At 69.0% G+C, this 16,926-nt stretch carries 15 protein-coding genes; 11 read left to right on the top strand and 4 right to left on the bottom strand.

Annotated features, from left to right (window positions below; genetic code table 11):
- Positions 1 to 615: 615 nt before the first annotated feature.
- Positions 616 to 1,470, bottom strand: a complete 855-nt coding sequence (locus ABD716_RS14890) for a ParA family protein (RefSeq protein ID WP_344778231.1) — start codon at positions 1,468 to 1,470, stop codon at positions 616 to 618.
- A 120-nt stretch (positions 1,471 to 1,590) separates the two neighbouring features.
- Here ABD716_RS14890 and ABD716_RS14885 point away from each other — a divergent pair, with 120 nt between their 5' ends.
- Together ABD716_RS14885 and ABD716_RS14880 are read left to right on the top strand one after the other, a co-directional pair.
- Positions 1,591 to 2,817: a MinD/ParA family ATP-binding protein gene (locus tag ABD716_RS14885; protein WP_344778229.1), complete on the top strand. Its 1,227-nt coding sequence runs from the start codon at positions 1,591 to 1,593 to the stop codon at positions 2,815 to 2,817.
- Between the two features lie 32 nt (positions 2,818 to 2,849).
- Positions 2,850 to 3,353 (top strand): peptide deformylase, encoded by a 504-nt coding sequence (locus ABD716_RS14880; protein ID WP_344778227.1) that lies wholly within the window; start codon positions 2,850 to 2,852, stop codon positions 3,351 to 3,353.
- 15 nt (positions 3,354 to 3,368) lie between these two features.
- Here ABD716_RS14880 and ABD716_RS14875 read toward each other — a convergent pair whose 3' ends face one another.
- Positions 3,369 to 5,189 carry an AMP-dependent synthetase/ligase gene (locus ABD716_RS14875; RefSeq protein WP_344778225.1) on the bottom strand — a complete coding sequence of 607 codons (1,821 nt, stop codon included), beginning with the start codon at positions 5,187 to 5,189 and terminating at the stop codon, positions 3,369 to 3,371.
- Positions 5,190 to 5,321: 132 nt separating this feature from the next.
- Here ABD716_RS14875 and ABD716_RS14870 point away from each other — a divergent pair, with 132 nt between their 5' ends.
- Genes ABD716_RS14870 through ABD716_RS14860 form a run of 3 tightly spaced genes read left to right on the top strand, consistent with a single transcriptional unit; the run spans position 5,322 to position 8,386 of the window.
- The gene (locus ABD716_RS14870) at positions 5,322 to 6,278 is read left to right on the top strand and encodes an ROK family glucokinase (RefSeq protein WP_344778223.1); all 957 of its coding nucleotides are present in this window, start codon (positions 5,322 to 5,324) and stop codon (positions 6,276 to 6,278) included.
- A gap of 19 nt (positions 6,279 to 6,297) precedes the next feature.
- The gene (locus ABD716_RS14865) at positions 6,298 to 6,993 is read left to right on the top strand and encodes a lysophospholipid acyltransferase family protein (protein WP_344778221.1); all 696 of its coding nucleotides are present in this window, start codon (positions 6,298 to 6,300) and stop codon (positions 6,991 to 6,993) included.
- Between the two features lie 19 nt (positions 6,994 to 7,012).
- Positions 7,013 to 8,386 carry a class II 3-deoxy-7-phosphoheptulonate synthase gene (locus ABD716_RS14860; protein WP_344778219.1) on the top strand — a complete coding sequence of 458 codons (1,374 nt, stop codon included), beginning with the start codon at positions 7,013 to 7,015 and terminating at the stop codon, positions 8,384 to 8,386.
- A 66-nt stretch (positions 8,387 to 8,452) separates the two neighbouring features.
- On the opposite strand, the gene pknB is transcribed toward ABD716_RS14860, so the two are convergent.
- The gene (gene pknB / locus ABD716_RS14855) at positions 8,453 to 10,450 is read right to left on the bottom strand and encodes a Stk1 family PASTA domain-containing Ser/Thr kinase (protein WP_344778217.1); all 1,998 of its coding nucleotides are present in this window, start codon (positions 10,448 to 10,450) and stop codon (positions 8,453 to 8,455) included.
- 105 nt (positions 10,451 to 10,555) lie between these two features.
- On the opposite strand from pknB, the gene ABD716_RS14850 reads away from it, so the two are divergent.
- Positions 10,556 to 10,897 carry an Rv2175c family DNA-binding protein gene (locus ABD716_RS14850; protein ID WP_344778215.1) on the top strand — a complete coding sequence of 114 codons (342 nt, stop codon included), beginning with the start codon at positions 10,556 to 10,558 and terminating at the stop codon, positions 10,895 to 10,897.
- Between the two features lie 15 nt (positions 10,898 to 10,912).
- On the opposite strand, the gene ABD716_RS14845 is transcribed toward ABD716_RS14850, so the two are convergent.
- Positions 10,913 to 12,016, bottom strand: coding sequence for a polyprenyl synthetase family protein (locus ABD716_RS14845; RefSeq protein WP_344778213.1), 1,104 nt, complete (start codon positions 12,014 to 12,016; stop codon positions 10,913 to 10,915).
- Positions 12,017 to 12,145: 129 nt separating this feature from the next.
- On the opposite strand from ABD716_RS14845, the gene ABD716_RS14840 reads away from it, so the two are divergent.
- The 5 genes from ABD716_RS14840 (at position 12,146) to ABD716_RS14820 (ending at position 16,919) form a co-directional block, all read left to right on the top strand.
- Positions 12,146 to 12,541 carry a DUF3040 domain-containing protein gene (locus ABD716_RS14840; RefSeq protein WP_344778211.1) on the top strand — a complete coding sequence of 132 codons (396 nt, stop codon included), beginning with the start codon at positions 12,146 to 12,148 and terminating at the stop codon, positions 12,539 to 12,541.
- Positions 12,542 to 12,839: 298 nt separating this feature from the next.
- On the top strand, positions 12,840 to 13,271 hold the full coding sequence (mraZ, locus tag ABD716_RS14835; protein WP_344778209.1) for a division/cell wall cluster transcriptional repressor MraZ: 432 nt from the start codon (positions 12,840 to 12,842) through the stop codon (positions 13,269 to 13,271).
- 72 nt (positions 13,272 to 13,343) lie between these two features.
- Positions 13,344 to 14,351 carry a 16S rRNA (cytosine(1402)-N(4))-methyltransferase RsmH gene (gene rsmH, locus ABD716_RS14830; RefSeq protein ID WP_344778207.1) on the top strand — a complete coding sequence of 336 codons (1,008 nt, stop codon included), beginning with the start codon at positions 13,344 to 13,346 and terminating at the stop codon, positions 14,349 to 14,351.
- A complete protein-coding gene (gene ftsL, locus ABD716_RS14825) occupies positions 14,348 to 15,073 on the top strand; it encodes a cell division protein FtsL (protein WP_344778205.1) in 726 nt (241 codons plus the stop codon). Before rsmH ends, ftsL begins: the two co-directional genes overlap by 4 nt.
- A gap of 49 nt (positions 15,074 to 15,122) precedes the next feature.
- Positions 15,123 to 16,919 (top strand): peptidoglycan D,D-transpeptidase FtsI family protein, encoded by a 1,797-nt coding sequence (locus tag ABD716_RS14820; RefSeq protein WP_344778203.1) that lies wholly within the window; start codon positions 15,123 to 15,125, stop codon positions 16,917 to 16,919.
- The last annotated feature ends 7 nt before the right edge of the window (positions 16,920 to 16,926 follow it).

Here is a 16,926-nt window from a genome sequence, read left to right as displayed (position 1 = left end):
ACGAGGTGTCGCTTCGCGAGGGTGGTTCTGCGTGCGGCGACACTAGCTGCTGCTTTGCGAGGCGTGATTCTTCGTGCGGCGACACTAGGCGCCGCTTTACGAGGGGTGGTTGTTCGCGCGGCGACACTAGCTGCTGCTCTACGAGCGCGGTTCTTCATGCGGCGACAATCCTGGTCGGTTAGCGGCGCCGATTCCACCACGGAATGTCGCCGGACGGGATCACGGCCGCCGCAATGCAACACCAAATGTCGCCGCGCGTGGTGGCGGGGGTGCTTTGTGGCATCTAGTGTCGCCGCGCGTGGTGGCGGGGGTGCTTTGTGGCTTCTAGTGTCGCCGCGCGTGGTGGCGGGGGTGCTTTGTGGCATCTAGTGTCGCCGCGCGTGGTGGCGGGGGTGCTTTGTGGCATCTAGTGTCGCCGCGCGTGGTGGCGGGGGTGCTTTGTGGCATCTAGTGTCGCCGCGCGTGGTGGAGGGGGTGCTTTGCGGCATCTAGTGTCGCCCGGCGAGCGCGGGAGGACGTCAGACGACATTCCGTGCCGGAAAGGCCACCGGCAGCGCCGCCCGCGACTGCGTCGCGGCGGCACCGTTCGGGCGATTCGCGGGTGGAACCGCCGGGCTACGCCTCGGCGATCTCGGGGCGGTCTGCGCCGCGGGTGACGGGCTCTGCGCCCTCCTGCGCGTACTCGCCCAGGCGGGCCGTGCGCAGGACGCGCTCGAGCAGCAGATCGAAGTTGTGCGCCATCTCTTGAGCGGACTCGCCGGGCCACACGTGCAACGGCTTCGCCGCGCCCTGGGCCTGCTGCAGCGAGGTGCGCTCGGGCAGCTGCGGGGAGAGCACGAGCGGGCCGAACATGTCGCGCAGCTCCTTGATGCGGAACTGGTGCTCGAGGGACTGCACGCGGGCGCGGTTCACGATGATGCCGAGCGGCTGCAGCCGAGGAGCGAGACCGCGGCGGATCTCTTCGACGGCACGCAGCGCACGGTCCGCGGCGGCGACAGAGAAGAGGCCCGGCTCGGTGACGACCGCGACCCGGTCGGAGGCGGCCCATGCGGTGCGGGTGAGCGCGTTCAGCGAGGGCGCGCAGTCGATCAGCGTGAGGTCGTATTCGTGCTCGAGATGCACCAGCGCGTCTTCGAGCTTCCAAAGGTCCTTGACCGACGGGTGCGGGCCGTCGAAGTTGATGGCGGACGGCGAGCCGATCATCACGTCGACCTTGCCGGGGCGCCCGCGGGTCCACCCGCTGGGGGCGATCGCCGCTCGGACGATCTTCTCCTTCGGGCTGGCGAGGACGTCTGCGACGTTCAGATGGCCGGCGACCGAGATGTCCATTCCGGTCGACACATCGGACTGGGGGTCGAGGTCGATGACGAGGGTGCGCAGACCCTTGGCGAACGCCGCCGACGCGAGTCCGAGGGTCACTGTGGTCTTGCCGACACCGCCCTTGAGGGAACTGACGCTGAGTACGTGCACGCCTAGAAACCTACCGTCAGTGGCATGAAGGAACCTAACCGTTCCCTGCGTATGAGCGACTCATGAGGCGAGCTCGATTCGGCCATTCCGTTCGCGGCGACGCCGCCGTAGTCTGCAGAAATGGCAGAGAGGACAGGCCAGCGCGTCGATGCCTCCGACGAGGCCGTCGACGAGCCCCGCACGATCACGGTCAGCCTCGAGCTGCCGCCGCAAAAGCCCCACGAGACGCCCGACGACGAGGTCGCCGTCGCCATCCCGGAGCGCCCGGTCGACCCCGGCCGGCTGCCGTCGGCGCCCAGCATCCGCTCGATGACCCTCGTCACGCCTCAGATCGGCCCCGCTGCGGTGACGACGTCGGCGGCCGCCTCCCGGCGCGAGCGGCTGCGCGGCGAGCCGAGCGAGCTGCCCGAATCCGCGGCGATGCTGACCGCAGACCGCATTCTCGACGTGAAGCGACGGCCGAAGTCGAGGCCGACCGGTGCCTGGAACCGCTTCGTCTACGGTGCGACCTTCACGGGCGTGAATCTCGGCGATTCGAAGGCCGAGCGTCACCGCAAAGAGCTCGACCACCGCATCCGTCGCGAGCTGACCGGGGGAGCGCGCTTCATCCCCGTCCTCACCCGGAAGGGCGGCGTCGGCAAGACGACCGTGACCGCGCTTCTCGGCATGGCCCTGTCCGATGTGCGAGACGACCGGGTCGTCGCCGTCGACGCGAACCCCGACCGCGGCACACTCAGCGAGCGGGTGCCGCACCGCTCGCTCGCCACCGTGCGCGACGTCGTGCACCGCGCGAACTCGATCGCCAGCTACACCGACTTCACGCAGTTCGTGAGCCATGACGAGACGCGGCTCGACGTGCTCGCCTCCGACACCGACCCCAACCTCTCTGAGGCCTTCGACGAGGACGACTACAACGTCGTCGCCGACCTCGCGAGCCGCTACTACTCCTTCGTGCTCACCGACTGCGGCACCGGCATCGTGCACTCGGTCATGCGCGCCACCCTGAAGCGCGCCGACGAGATCGTGATCGTCTCCGGCGGCAGCGTCGACGAGGCCAAGCTGGCCTCGGAGACCCTCACCTGGCTCGACGCGAACGGCTACGGCGAGCTCGTGCAGAACGCCGTCGTCGCGATCAACACGGCGACGCAGGGCACGAACATGGTCATGCTCGACGAGATCGAGGCGCACTTCCGTTCGCGGGTGCGCGAGCTCGTGCGCGTTCCCTACGACCCGCTGCTCGCCGCCGGGTCGGTGGTGCCCTATCACCAGCTCAAGCCGCTGACCCGCGAAGCCGCCCGCACTCTTGCGGCGCTCGTGGTCGACGGGCTTCCGGACCCGAAGGGCTGAGCGCCGCGGGCGCCCGCGGATAGGATCTGCGAGTGACCGTGCGCCCCATCCGCCTATTCGGCGACCCCGTGCTGAAGACCGTGTGCGACCCTGCGATCCCCGGCGAGGGCGGCTTCGACGACGGCGTCAGAGCGCTCGTGGCCGACCTCGTCGACTCGGTGCAGCTGCCCGGTCGCGCGGGCGTCGCGGCGAATCAGATCGGCGCGACGCTGCGGGTGTTCAGCTACAACGTCGACGGCCAGGTCGGCTACCTGATCAACCCCGAGGTCGTCGAGGTGCGCGGCGAGAAGGAGCCGGTGGGCGAGGGATGCCTGAGCGTGCCGGGTCTCTGGTTCGAGACGGCTCGCCACCCCTGGGCCCGCGCGGTCGGCTTCGACGTCGACGGCAAGCAGGTCGAGGTGCAGGGCGAGGGCGTGCTCGCTCAGGCCCTGCAGCACGAGACCGACCACCTCAACGGCCTGCTCTACCTCGACCGGCTCGAGAAGCAGAGCCGGCGCGAGGCGATGAAGCAGATCCGGGAATCCGACTGGTTCTGAGCCTGGCCCCGGGCCTCAGCCCTGCAGGGACATCGCGCGCGTGGGCACGCCCGCATAGAGCGCGTCGATCTCGGCAGCGAAATCCTTCACGATCACACTGCGCTTGATCGACAGCTTGGGCGTGAGATGGCCGCTCGCCTCGGTCCACGTCGTCGGCAGGATCGAGAACTTCCTGATCGACTCGGCGCGCGAGACGCTCTCGTTGGCGTGGTCGACGGCCCTCTGCACCTCGGCGAGCACGGCGTCGTTCTGCACGGCCTCTTCGAGCGACATGTGCTCGTCCTGGCCATTGTTCTTGAGCCACACCGGCAGCATCTCGGTGTCCAGCGTGATGAGCGCCGCGATGAAGGGCCGCTGCTCGCCGACGACGACGATCTGGTCGATGAGCGGGTTGGAGCGCGCGCCGTCCTCGAGAACGGCAGGGGCGACGTTCTTGCCGCCGGCCGTCACGATGATCTCCTTCTTGCGGCCGGTGATCGAGAGGTAGCCGTCTTCGTCGAGCGCACCGAGGTCGCCCGTCTTGAACCAGCCGTCGTCGAACGACTCGGCGGTCAGCTCGGGCTTGTGCCAGTACTCCTTGAACACGCACACGCCCTTGATCTCGATCTCGCCGTCTGCCGCGATCCGGATCGCGTTGCCGGGAAGCGCGGGGCCGACGGTCCCGATCTTGGAGGCGCCGGGCAGATTCACCGAGACCGGCGCCGTGGTCTCGGTCAGCCCGTAGCCCTCGAGGATCTCGACCCCGAGCGCCGAGAAGAAGTGGCCGAGGCGGGTCGACAGGGGCGCAGAGCCGGAAACCGCGTACTCGACCTGGCCGCCCATCTTCGCGCGCAGCGTCGAGAGCACGAGCTTGTCGAACAGCTTGAACCTGAGGCTGAGGCCGAACGGCACCTTGCCCGTCGCTTTCGCCTCGGAATACGCCACCGCGGTGTCGGCCGCGGCGCGGAAGATCTTGCCCTTGCCGCCGGACTCGGCGATCTGCTCGGCGGTGTTGTAGACCTTCTCGAACACCCGCGGCACCATGAGCAGGAAGGTCGGCCGGAACGACTGCAGCGAGTCCATCAGCTTCGTGGTGTCGGCCTGATGACCGACCCGCACGCCCGCATGGATCGACACGACCGAGATGAAGCGCGCGAACACGTGGGCGATGGTGATGAAGAGCACCGTGGATGCCCGATCCTCCAGCACCGGGCCGAGCTTCTTCCCCGCGTTGCGCGAGAGCTCGACGAAGTTCGAGTGCGTCAGCACGACGCCCTTGGGGCGCCCCATCGTGCCGGAGGAGTAGATGAGCGTCGCGATGTCGTCGCCCTTCGCGAGCTTGCGGCGGCGCTCGATCTCGTCATCGGGCACGTCGACGCCGGAGGCGACGAGCTTGTCGAGGTCGCCGAGATCGATGTGCCAGACCTTCTGCACGGCGGGCAGGTCGGCGGCGACCTCGTCGAAGGCGGCGAAGTGGCGGGCATCCTCGAGGATGACGCCCGTTGCGCCCGAGTCGGTGAGGTTCCACGCGAGCTGCGAGGGCGAGCTCGTCTCGTAGACGGGAACGAGCACGCCGCCCGCGAACCACATCGCGAAGTCGATGAGCACCCATTCGTAGCGGGTGCGGCTCATGATGCCGATCTTGTCGCCCGGCTGCACACCCGCCGCGACGAAGCCCTTGGCGAGCGCCCGCACCTGGTCGAGGAACTCGGCTGCGGTCACGTCGCGCCAGCCGTCGCCCTCGGGAATCCCGAACAGCACCTTGTCCGGGGTGAGCGCGACGCGCTCGACGAGCAGGTCGGTGGTGTTGGCCGACGGGTCGGCCGGGACGATGGCTGGAATCGCGGATTCGAGCACGGTAACTCCTTCGGTACCGATGACCGCGCCATGACAGTGGCGCGGCTGACTGCATACACTCTAGACAGTGTCCCCGGGACGTTCTGTCCTCAGTACATCCGACACTCAGCTGCAAACGAAAGGCGAGACCGCGTGCACGCGATCGGCATCGACATCGGTGGAACGAAGATCGCAGGAGCGCTCGTCGACGAAAAAGGCCAGATCGTCACGCAGTTGCGCAAGCCAACTCCTGCGGGCGACTCCAAGGCTCTCGAGGACATCGTCGTCGACATGATCAACGAGCTGGCGGACGGAACGGATGCCGTCGCCGCCGGCGTGGCGGCGGCGGGGTTCATCGACGCCACGCAGTCGATCGTCTACTACGCGCCGAACATCAACTGGCGGCACGAGCCCTTCCGCGACAAGCTCGAGAAGCGGGTCTCCGTTCCCGTGATCATCGAGAACGACGCCAACGCCGCCGGCTGGGCCGAGTTCCGCTTCGGCGCGGGCAAGAACACCTCCGACATGGTGATGCTCACGATCGGCACGGGCGTCGGCGGCGCGATCGTGGCGAACGACCGCCTGTTCCGCGGGGGGTTCGGCGCCGGCGCCGAGCTCGGCCACATGCGGGTCGTGCCGAACGGCCTGCCGTGCGGCTGCGGTGCGAACGGCTGCATCGAGCAGTACGGCTCGGGCCGTGCGCTGCAGCGCTTCGCCAACACGCTCGCCGACGCGGGCGGCATCGGCCAGGCTCTCGCCGACGTGCGCTCGAAGAACGGCAACTACCTGCACGGCAAGGACATCGGCGACCTCGTCGACCAGGATGACCCCGGTGCCCTGCAGGCGCTGCGGCAGCTGGGGGACTGGCTGGGGCAGGCCTGCGCCAGCTTCGCCGCCATCCTCGACCCCCAGGTCTTCGTCTTCGGCGGCGGCGTCGCCTCCGCCGGCGAGAAGCTGCTCGCGCCGGTGCGGCAGGCGTTCCTGCAGACGCTTCCGGCCCGCGGCTACCACCCCGAGCCCGAGTTCCGGATCGCCGAGCTCGTCAACGACGCCGGGGTCGTCGGCGCCGCCGACGTGGCGCGCCAGCACGCCGTCGCCACTGCCAAGTGAGCCGCATCGGGGGCATCCGTTGAACGCGTTCTTCTGGTTCCTCAAATACGTGCTTCTCGGCCCGCTGCTGCGGGCCGTATTCCGGCCGTGGATCACGGGCCTCGAGAACGTGCCCAAAGAGGGCGCGGCGATCCTCGCGAGCAACCACATCTCGTTCTTCGACTCGATCTTCCTGCCGCTGATGGTCGACCGGCATGTCGCCTTCCTCGCCAAGAGCGAGTACTTCACCGGCCGCGGGCTCAAGGGCTGGCTGACGAAGATGTTCTTCCTCGGCACCGGGCAGCTTCCGATCGACCGCTCGGGCGGCAAGGCATCCGAGGACTCGCTGAACACCGGCTTGCGGGTGCTCGCGTCCGGCGAGCTGCTCGGCATCTACCCCGAGGGCACGCGCAGCCCCGATCACCGCATGTACCGCGGTCGCACGGGCATCGCACGCATGCTGCTCGAGGCGCGGGTGCCGGTGATCCCGGTCGCGATGATCGGCACGCAGGAGCTCATGCCCAACGGCGCGAAGCTGCCGCGCATCCGCCGCGTCGGCATCGTGGTGGGCGAGCCGCTCGACTTCTCGCGCTACGCGGGGCTCGAGGGCGACCGCTACATCCTGCGCGCCGTCACCGATGAGATCCAGTACGAGCTGTGGCGCATCTCCGGCCAGGAGTACGTCGATGTCTACGCGAGTTCCGTGAAGGCGACGACGCCGAGCCTGAACCGCTGACCGATAGACTCGCTCTGCTATGACGTCCCTCGTCGAGACCCCCGCAGCCCTGACCGATCCGCTCGTTCTCGCGGGTCTCGATCACTGGCGCACGCTGCCGATCAAGCAGCAGCCGAACTGGCCCGACCCGGCCGCCGTCGCGGCCGCGAGCGCCGAGCTCGCGACGCTTCCCCCGCTCGTGTTCGCGGGCGAGGTCGACCAGCTGCGTGACCGGCTCGCCGCCGCCGCCGCGGGCAACGGATTCCTGCTGCAGGGCGGCGACTGCGCAGAGACGTTCGCCGACGCGACCGCCGACCGCATCCGCAATCGCGTCAAGACCGTGCTGCAGATGGCCGTCGTGCTCACCTACGGCGCATCGCTGCCCGTCATCAAGGTCGGCCGCATGGCCGGTCAGTTCGCCAAGCCGCGCTCAAGCGACACCGAGACGCGGGGCGACGTGACGCTGCCCGCCTACCGCGGCGACATCGTCAACGGCTACGACTTCACCCCCGAGTCGCGCGAGGCCGACCCCGCACGCCTGGTGCGCGGCTACCACACGGCCGCGTCGACGCTCAACCTCATCCGCGCCTTCACGCAGGGCGGGTTCGCCGATCTGCGCCAGGTGCACAGCTGGAACAAGGGCTTCGCCGAGAACCCCGCCAATGCGCGCTACGAGGGCATGGCCCGTGAGATCGACCGGGCCGTGCGCTTCATGGAGGCATGCGGTGCCAACTTCGACGAGATCAAGGGCGTTGAGTTCTACGCGAGCCACGAGGCGCTGCTCATGGACTACGAGCGCCCGCTGACGCGCATCGACTCGCGCACGGGCACGCCGTACGACGTCTCGGCCCACCTGCTCTGGGTGGGCGAGCGCACCCGCGACATCGACGGTGCGCATATCGACTTCCTCTCGCGTGTGCGCAATCCGCTCGGAGTCAAGCTCGGGCCCACCACGACGCCCGACGACGTCTTCCGGCTCATCGACAAGCTCGACCCCGAGCGCGAGCCGGGGCGTCTCACGTTCATCACCCGCATGGGTGCGGGGCGCATTCGCGAGGCGCTGCCCCCCCTGCTCGAGGCCGTCAAGGCCGAGGGGTCGACGCCGCTGTGGGTGACCGACCCGATGCACGGCAACGGCATCACGACCCCCACCGGCTACAAGACGCGCCGCTTCGACGACGTCGTCGACGAGGTCAAGGGCTTCTTCGAAGCGCACCGCGCTGCGGGCACGCACCCCGGCGGAATCCACGTCGAGCTCACCGGCGACGATGTGACCGAGTGCCTCGGCGGCAGCGAGATGATCGACGAGGCGACGCTGGCGACCCGCTACGAGTCGCTGTGCGACCCGCGGCTCAACCACATGCAGTCGCTCGAGCTCGCCTTCCTCGTCGCCGAAGAGCTGCGGAAGAACTAGCCCTTCAGGCCGAGGCTCTGCCTGATTGCGCTCAGCCCTTCAGGCCGAGGCTCTGCCTGATTGCGCTCAGCCCTTCAGGCCGAGCGTCAAGCTGATGTTCGTGCCCTTGCGCTGCTTCGAGTTCGCGTCTGGGGTCTCCTTCGAGACGACGATCATGCCGTCGGCGAAGACCCCGATGGGCAGCCCCGAGAACGTGTCGGGTACGGTGACAGTGAAGCCCGCCTTCTCGAGTGCCTGCTTCGCGTCGGCGGGCGTCATGCCCGTCACGTCGGGCACGTTGAACAGCTGAGGGCCGTTCGAGACGTCGAGCAGGATCGTGTCGCCGGGGCGCACCGGCCCGGAGTTCGCAGGGGCCTGCGCGATGACCGAGCCCTTCGGCACGTTGTCGTCGTACTTCTGCTGGCCCTGGCCGAACGACAGCTTCGCCTTCGCCAGCTCGGCCTGCGCCTCGGCGAGCGGCTTGCCGACGACATCGGGGACCGGCCCGACCGAGACCACGAGGTTCACGGTGTCGCACTGGGTGAAGGCGCCGCCGCCGGTGATGTCCTGGTCGTCGGTGGCCTTCGTCGCCGAGATCACGGCGCCGTTCGCGACCTTCGAGCTGAACTGGTTGTCGACCGTGGTCCCGACGAGCGACTTGGCGCCCGTGATCGCCTGCTTCGCGGCCTCGAGCGAGAGGCCGCCGAGTGGCGGGATCGTGTTCGGCTGGTGCCCGCGCGAGACGTCCAGGGTGACGGTGCTGCCCTTGTGCACCAGGCGCCCCGCGCTCGGCCGCGCACCGGCCACGTGGCCCTCGGGCACCTCGCAGCTGTAGACGGGGCTCTGCTTGGCGACGAGGTCGACGTTCTGAAGAGCGGATGCCGCGTCCTGCGCGGTCTTCTCACGCAGCGACGGCACGGCGACGAGAGCACCGGGGCCGGCGCCGAAGTACCAGCCGGTGCCGGAGGCGAGGCCCGCGACGAGCATCAGCGCCGCGAACAGCCACCAGCCGCGACTGCGGCGATGCCGGCTCACCGAGGCGAGCTTGCCGACGGCATCCGTCGCGGTCGCCTCGCTGCGCACCTGCGCGGCCGGCCCGGCGAACTGCGTCGTCGCGGCCGCCGCGTACGAGGGCACGAGGGCCGCCGCGGCCGGCGCCAGCACGGTCGTCGCCTGCGTGTCGTTCGCGGTGGGGGAGATCACGCGCGTGGCATCCAGCTCACCGTCGGGCTGCGCACCGTGGATGGTGCGCTCGACCTCGTACAGCTTCTCGAGCAGGGCGCGAGCGTCGGCCGGGCGCTCCTCGGGGTCTCGGCTGGTCGCCCACAGCACGAGGTCGTCGAGCTGCGGCGGCACGAGCGGATTCTTGAGGCTCGGCTTCGGAACCGAGTCGTTCGCATGCTGGTACGCGATCTGCATCGGCTGCTCGCCCTGGAACGGCTGCTCGCCGGTGAGCATCTCGTAGATCATGATGCCGATGGCGTAGATGTCGCTGCGGGTGTCGGCGATGCCGCGGGTGACGAGCTCGGGGGAAAGGTACGCGATCGTGCCGAGCAGGGCCTGCCCGGTTCCGGTCGCGTTGGCCGCGGCGCGGGCGAGCCCGAAGTCGCCGAGCTTGATGCGGCCGTCATCGGCGAGTAGCACGTTCTCGGGCTTGAGATCGCGGTGCACGATGCCGGCACGGTGCGCGGCCGCGAGGCCCGCGAGCACCGACTCCATGATGTCGATGGTCTGCTCAGGGGTGAGCTTGCCGTAGTCGCGCAGCAGATCGCGCAGGGTGATGCCCGGCAGGTACTCCATGACCAGGTAGGCCATGTCGTCGTCCTGCCCCTGGTCGAAGACGTTGACGACGTTGGGGTGCGCAAGGCGTGCCGTCGAGCGCGCCTCCTGCACGAAGCGGGTCTTGAAGTTCGTGTCGTCGGCGAGGTGGCTGTGCATCACCTTCAGTGCGACACGCCGCTCAAGGCGCAGGTCGGTGGCCAGATACACCGTCGCCATGCCGCCGCGAGCGATCCGCGAGCGCACCTGGTATCGGCCGTCGATGAGACGGCCGAGCAGGGGGTCGGTCTGGCTCGCGTTGGTCACCCGACGAGTCTAGGTAGCGATATATTCCGCGCGCGCAGTGACACGTCACAAAGCCATGAACGTGATCTGTGAACAGCGGGCGCAACTTCTGGCACGATTTTCCACATGGCTACTCCGTCGCCCGAGCGCACCTGGTTGACCGTGCCCGAGCTGGTCGAGATTCTCGGAGTCTCACCCTCCCGCGTCCGCAGGCTGATCGATGACAAGCACCTGCTCGGCAGTCGCCGCGGTGGGCCGCTCGCGGTCCCGGCCGATTTCCTGTCGGGAAACGAGCCGCTCAGCGAGCTGCGCGGAACGCTCATCGTGCTCGGCGACGCGGGCTTCACCGACGATGAGGCGATCGACTGGCTGCTCACCGAGGACGAGACGCTCGGGGCGGCTCCGATCGACGCCCTGCGCAGCGGGCGCAAGACCGAGGTGCGACGCGTCGCGCAGGCCCTCGCCTGATCGGCGAGCGCGGGCTCACGCGTCGCGGTCGGTGACCCGCGCCGTCAGCTGACGCAGGGCGGCGATCGCCTCGGGGGCGAGGGATGCCTCATCGAGCGCCGCATTGGCGCGACGCACCTCCCGATCGATCACCTCTTCGACTTCGTCGACGGCGCCGGAGTCGCGCATCGCGCCCTGCAGCATGAGCACCTGCTCGGTGTCGAGGTTCGGGTCGCCGAGCAGCTCGTCGAACACACGGCGCACCGAGCCGCTCACCCGGCTTCGCGTCAGGGCGACGAGCAGCGTGCGCTTGCCCTCTCGCAGGTCGTCGCCGCTCGGCTTGCCCGTGACGGCGGCGTCGCCGAAGACCCCGAGCAGGTCGTCGCGCAGCTGGAAGGCGATGCCGAGCGGCAGCCCGAAGGCGCTCAGCGTCTCGAGCTGGGCGTCGCTGCCGCCGCCGAGGGCGGCGCCGATGAGCAGCGGCGCCTCGATGCTGTACTTGGCCGACTTGAACACGACGACGCGTCGCGCAGCCTCGAGCTGCTCGGCCTCATCGCGCCCCACCCATGCGCTCTCCTCGAGCACGTCGAGGTACTGCCCCGCCGTGACGTCCGTGCGCATGGTGTTGAAGAGCTGCCTGGCCGCTCGCGCGCGCTGCGCGTCGCCCAACTCGAAGAGCGCGTCGTCGAGCAGCTCGTCGCTCCAGCCGAGCAGCAGGTCGCCGAGCAGGATCGCGGCGGAGGTGCCGAAGGCGGCGCCGTCGCCGGCCCAGCGGTTCTCGGCGTGGCGGGCCGCGAAGCGGCGGTGGGCGCTGGGCTCGCCGCGCCGCGTGTCTGAGCTGTCGATGACGTCGTCGTGCACGAGGGCGGCCGCGTGGAACAGCTCGAGCGCGCTCGCGGCGCCGATGACGGCGTCGAGCTCGCGCTGGGTCACGGGGGCCTCGCGGATGCCGGCGACGGCGCGCCACCCCCAGTGGCAGAACTGGGCCCTGAACCGCTTGCCACCGCTGAGAAATCGCCGCGAGTCGTCGAGCAGGGCGGTCACATCGGGACCGATGGTTCCGACAATGGAGGAGCGGTCATCGAGGAAGCCGTCGAGACGGGATTGGACCAGATCGACGAGTCTCACGCTTTCCGCCACCGTGCCAGCTTAACGGCGGGGCACACGATGGCTGAGCAACGGGCTAGCAGGCCCGCTGAGCCGTGATTACACTGGGGCGTCACAGCACGACGCAACGAAGCTGACGAAGCTGAAGAAGAGGGGATCGGGATGCCGCTTTCGGAGCACGAGCAGCGCCTTCTCGACGAGATGGAGCGCAACCTCTACCAGAACGACGCCGACTTCGTGGCCAATATCAGCCATGCGCCCCGTCGCAAGCCCGCCTATCGGGCGATCGTTCTCGGCGTTCTGCTCGCGGTCGTGGGCGTCGCCGCACTGATCCTCGGCGTCGCGATCCGGCTCCCCGTCGTCGGCATCCTGGGCTTCCTGGTCATGTTCGCCGGTGTTCTGCTGGCCATCACTCCCGGCCGCCGACGCGGCGCCGACTCGCTGTTCGACGCCCAGGGCGGAGCCGCCAAGCCGGGCAGCGGTCGCGCGAAGAGCTCGTCCGACTTCATGGACCGTCTCGGCGAGCGCTGGGACAGGCGCCAGGACGGCGACCGCTAGCCCCCGCCCTCCACCTTCTTCCACCGGCGCGTTCGCCTTCGGCGCGCGCACGACTGACTTCAGGGTCGACCCGTTCGGGTCGGCCCTTTTTGTATGCCTTCTCCGCGGCGCTGTGGCGGGAAAGCCCTCCACCGTCCTCCACCACGCGCGTCGCCTGTAATCACGCGGATCTAGACCTGGAAAAGACCCCCAAAACCGGCCTCAAATCCTTGCAGGTGGATGGATGTGGAGTAACGTGGGGCGCACTGGATCACCAGTGGGCACTGCGGTTCGCGTTCGGGGAAGGGAGGCGCCGCGCATGTTTCTCGGCACCTACGCTCCGAAGCTCGATGACAAGGGCCGCGTCATCCTTCCGGCCAAGTTCCGGGCGGAGCTCGCCGGCGGGGTCGTTCTCACCCGCGGGCAGGAGCGCTGCATCTACGTCTTCAGCACCGATGAGTTCGCCTCGATGCACGAGAAGATCCGCCAGGCGCCCGTGACGAGCAAGCAGGCCCGTGACTATCTGCGCGTCTTCCTGTCGGGGGCGAGCGACGAGCAGCCCGACGCCCAGAACCGCATCTCGATCCCGCCGGCGCTGCGCGCCTACGCGGGGCTCACCAAGGAACTCGCCGTCATCGGCGCGGGAAGCCGCGCCGAGATCTGGGACGCGCAGGCCTGGGAGGCGTACCTCGCCGAGCAGGAGAGCACGTTCGCCGACACCGCGGAGGAGGTGATCCCCGGCCTCTTCTAGTCCGCAGGCTGTGACTCCCAGCCATCCGCGTGCCTTGGCCGACTTCCCCGCGGCCAAGTCAGGCAGAAAAGGATGGATGGGGATCACGGCAGGCGGGCCGGCCGATTTCTCGCCATGGATGCCTCTCAGCTGCACACCCCCGTCATGCTCGAGCGCTGCCTGGAGCTGCTCGCGCCGGCGATCGGCCGCCCGAACGCGGTCGTCGTCGACGGCACCCTCGGGCTCGGCGGGCACTCGGAAGCGATGCTCGAGCGCTTCCCGGGCCTCACGCTGATCGGCCTCGACCGCGACCCAGAGGCACTGCGCCTCGCAGGGGCGCGCCTCGCCCGCTTCGGCGACCGCTTCCGGCCTGTGCACACGACGTACGACGGCGTCGACACCGCGATCGCCGAGCTCGGCTACACGGCGATCGATGGCGCCCTCTACGACCTCGGCGTCAGCTCGATGCAGCTCGACCTGCCCGAGCGCGGCTTCTCGTACGCGAAGGACGCGCCGCTCGACATGCGCATGGACACGACGGCCGAGCTCACCGCGGAACGCATCGTCGCCGACTACTCGGAGGGCGAGCTGCGGCGCATCTTCCGCGACTACGGCGAAGAGAAGCTCGCCGCGCGTTACGCCTCCTTCATCGTGAGGGCGCGGGCGCAGCATCCGATCACCCGCACCATGCAGCTGGTCGACGTGCTGCAGGCGGCGACGCCGGCCGCGATCAGCAAGCAGGGGCACCCGGCCAAGCGCGTCTTCCAGGCGCTGCGCATCGAGGTCAACCAGGAGCTCGCGGTGCTCGAGCGCGCCATCCCACGTGCGATCGACGCGCTCAACGTCGGCGGCCGCCTCGTCGTCATGTCGTACCAGTCCCTCGAGGACCGGATCGTGAAGCGGATCTTCCAGGCGAGGTCGAGGTCGACCGCGCCGGCCGGGCTGCCCGTCGAACTGCCGGAGCACCGGCCAGAGCTCGCGCTGCTGACGCGCGGCGCCGAGCTCGCCGGCGACGACGAGAAGGAGCGCAACCCGCGCAGCGCCCCGGTGCGCCTGCGCGCGGTCGAGCGAGTCAGAGAAGTGCTGAGGGGGGCTTCATGAGCATGAACGGCAACACCGCGGTGATCGAGCCGTTGATCGATGCGGCCTCCGGTGCCGATCTCGACGTGGCCTTCCCGCCGGCCGACGAGCACCCCTGGGTCTCGCAGCTGCCGCTGCCGAACCGCGAGGAGCGGCGGCGCGGGCTGCTCGCCCCCGTCGACGCGCCGGTCGGTGCCGCCCAGCGCCCGAAGCTGCTCTACGCGGGCATCGCGGTCGGCGCGCTCATCCTGATCGTGGTGGCCCAGCTCGCCTTGAGCATCGGCGTCTCGAACGGCGCCTATCGGCTCAACTCCCTGCAGCAGGAGCAGAAGAAGCTCAGCAGGGACTACCAGGCGTCGTCGGAGGCGGCGGACAAGCTGTCCAGCCCGCAGAACCTGGCGGCCAACGCCGACGCGCTCGGCATGGTCGCCAACGGCTCACCCGTCTACCTGCGGCTCTCCAACGGCCAGGTGGTCGGCTCGCCGACGGCGGCGAGCGGCCAGCCGGCGAAGGCGGGCTCGTCCCTCGTGCCGAACGCGCTCATCACAGGGGTTCCGCTCGTCAACGCGAAGACGGGGCCGAAACCCTCGCAGGTCGCGACGGACGAGACCTCCGTCTCGAGCGCGGGCTCACAGCAAACCGGGAGCAAGTCGGCCTCCGGCACGCCGGCGGCGAATGTGAACCCGCAGCAGCACGGCCCCGTAGCGTGGAGCGGGCCGCTGCCGGCGCCCGCCACCCACTAGCGGTGCCGGCCCGGCCGACGAGACGAAGGCAGAGCGAGGGGGAGCACGAGTGAAGGCGAAGAAGTCGACGCGGCGGCGCACCTCGATCGCCCTGCTGATCGTGCTGGCCGTCGTCTCGAGCCTCGTGTACAAGCTCTTCGACATCCAGGTCGTCCACGCCAGCGCCCTGACCGCGCAGGCGGCCGAGCGACGCGGCACGGCGATCACGCTCTACGGCGCCCGCGGCGACATCGTCGACGACGACGGCACGGTGCTCGCAGGCAGCGTGCTGCGCTACGACTTCATCGCCTCGCCCGTCAACGCTCTGAGCGCGTACACGGACGGGAAGGGGCATGCGCTTCCGCGCGACCAGGCGCTCGCGAAGCTCGCGGCCGACCCCGTGCTCGCCAAGCTCTCGAAGATCACCAACACGCCGGTGAAGACCTTCATGGCCGACTTCACGAGCGCGCTGAAGGCGAACTCGCAGTCGCAGTACGCGCCCCTCATCAAGAACGCCGACGTGCCGACGTTCAACAAGGTCGAGGCGCTGAAGATCGCCTGGCTCACACCGGTGAGCCACCCCGCCCGCAGCTATCCGCTCGGGGCCGTGGGCGGCAACATCGTCGGCTACGTCAACTCGTCGGGCCAAGGGGCCGAGGGCCTCGAGCAGCAGTACCAGAAGTGCCTCGTCGGCGAGAACGGCGAGGAGACCTATCAGGCGAGCCGCGACGGCGTGGCCCTGCCCGGCAGCACCAAGGTGACCAAGGCGGCCAAGCAGGGCGGAACCCTCGTCACGACGCTCGACTCCGACCTCAACTGGTTCCTGAACCAGGAGCTCGCGAGCACGACGAAGCAGCTCGGCGCGGAGTTCGCCCAGGGCTCCGTCATCGACATCAAGACAGGCGAGATCAAGGCGGCCGCGCAGTACCCGTCGGTGGACCCCAACGACATCGACTCGGTGCCGGCGGAGTACCGCAGCACCGCGATGATGTTCTCGAGCATGTTCGAGCCCGGGTCGACCTTCAAGTCGCTCACGGCGGCGGCGATGATCGACACCGGCTACGCCACTCCGTACTCGCACGTGATGACCGCGGACTCCTTCTCGGGGCCGAACGGCGTGCGGTTCAGCGACGCCGAGTACCACCCCGTCGAGGACATGACGCTCACGGGCATCCTGATGAACTCGTCGAACGTCGGAATCGCCGAGCTCGGCCAGAACATGTCGAGCCAGACGCGCTACGACTACTACAAGAAGTTCGGGATCGGCAGCCCGACCTCCGTCGACTTCCCCGCACAGGCGAGCGGCATCCTGACCAAGCCGGGCACCTGGGACGCGCAGACGAACTACACGACCATGTTCGGCCAGGGCGTCTCGGCCACGATGGCGCAGATGGTGCAGGCCTACCAGGCGCTCGCCAACGACGGCGTCATGATTCCGCTGTCGCTCGTGAAGGGCTGCAAGCAGGCCGACGGCACGATGACCGACGTGCCCAAGAAGACGTCGACGCGCGTCATCAAGTCGTCGACGTCGAAGACGATGCTCGACATGCTCGAGTCCGTGCCGAACAAGAACCCGAACGACGCCGCGCTGAAGATCGACGGCTACCGGCTCGCGGCCAAGACGGGCACCGCGCAGGAGCCCGACGGGCACGGCGGCTACCGCCAGAACTACTACATCTCGGTGATGGGGGTGGCGCCCGTCGACAACCCGCGATACCTCGTCGACGTCAATATCGGGTTCCCCGCGAACGGTAAAATGTCCTACGCGGCAGCGCCGCTGTTTCACGACATCATGAGCCAGGTGCTGAAGACGTACCGGGTGAGCCCGTCGAACAGCGCTCCATCGGACCTGCCCGTTACCCACTGATGAGCCC

The sequence above is a fragment of the Gryllotalpicola kribbensis genome (assembly GCF_039538245.1).
Classification (GTDB): Bacteria; Actinomycetota; Actinomycetes; order Actinomycetales; family Microbacteriaceae; genus Gryllotalpicola; species Gryllotalpicola kribbensis.
Note: the sequence above shows the minus strand (reverse complement) of the source record. Positions and strands in the feature narration are given on the sequence as shown.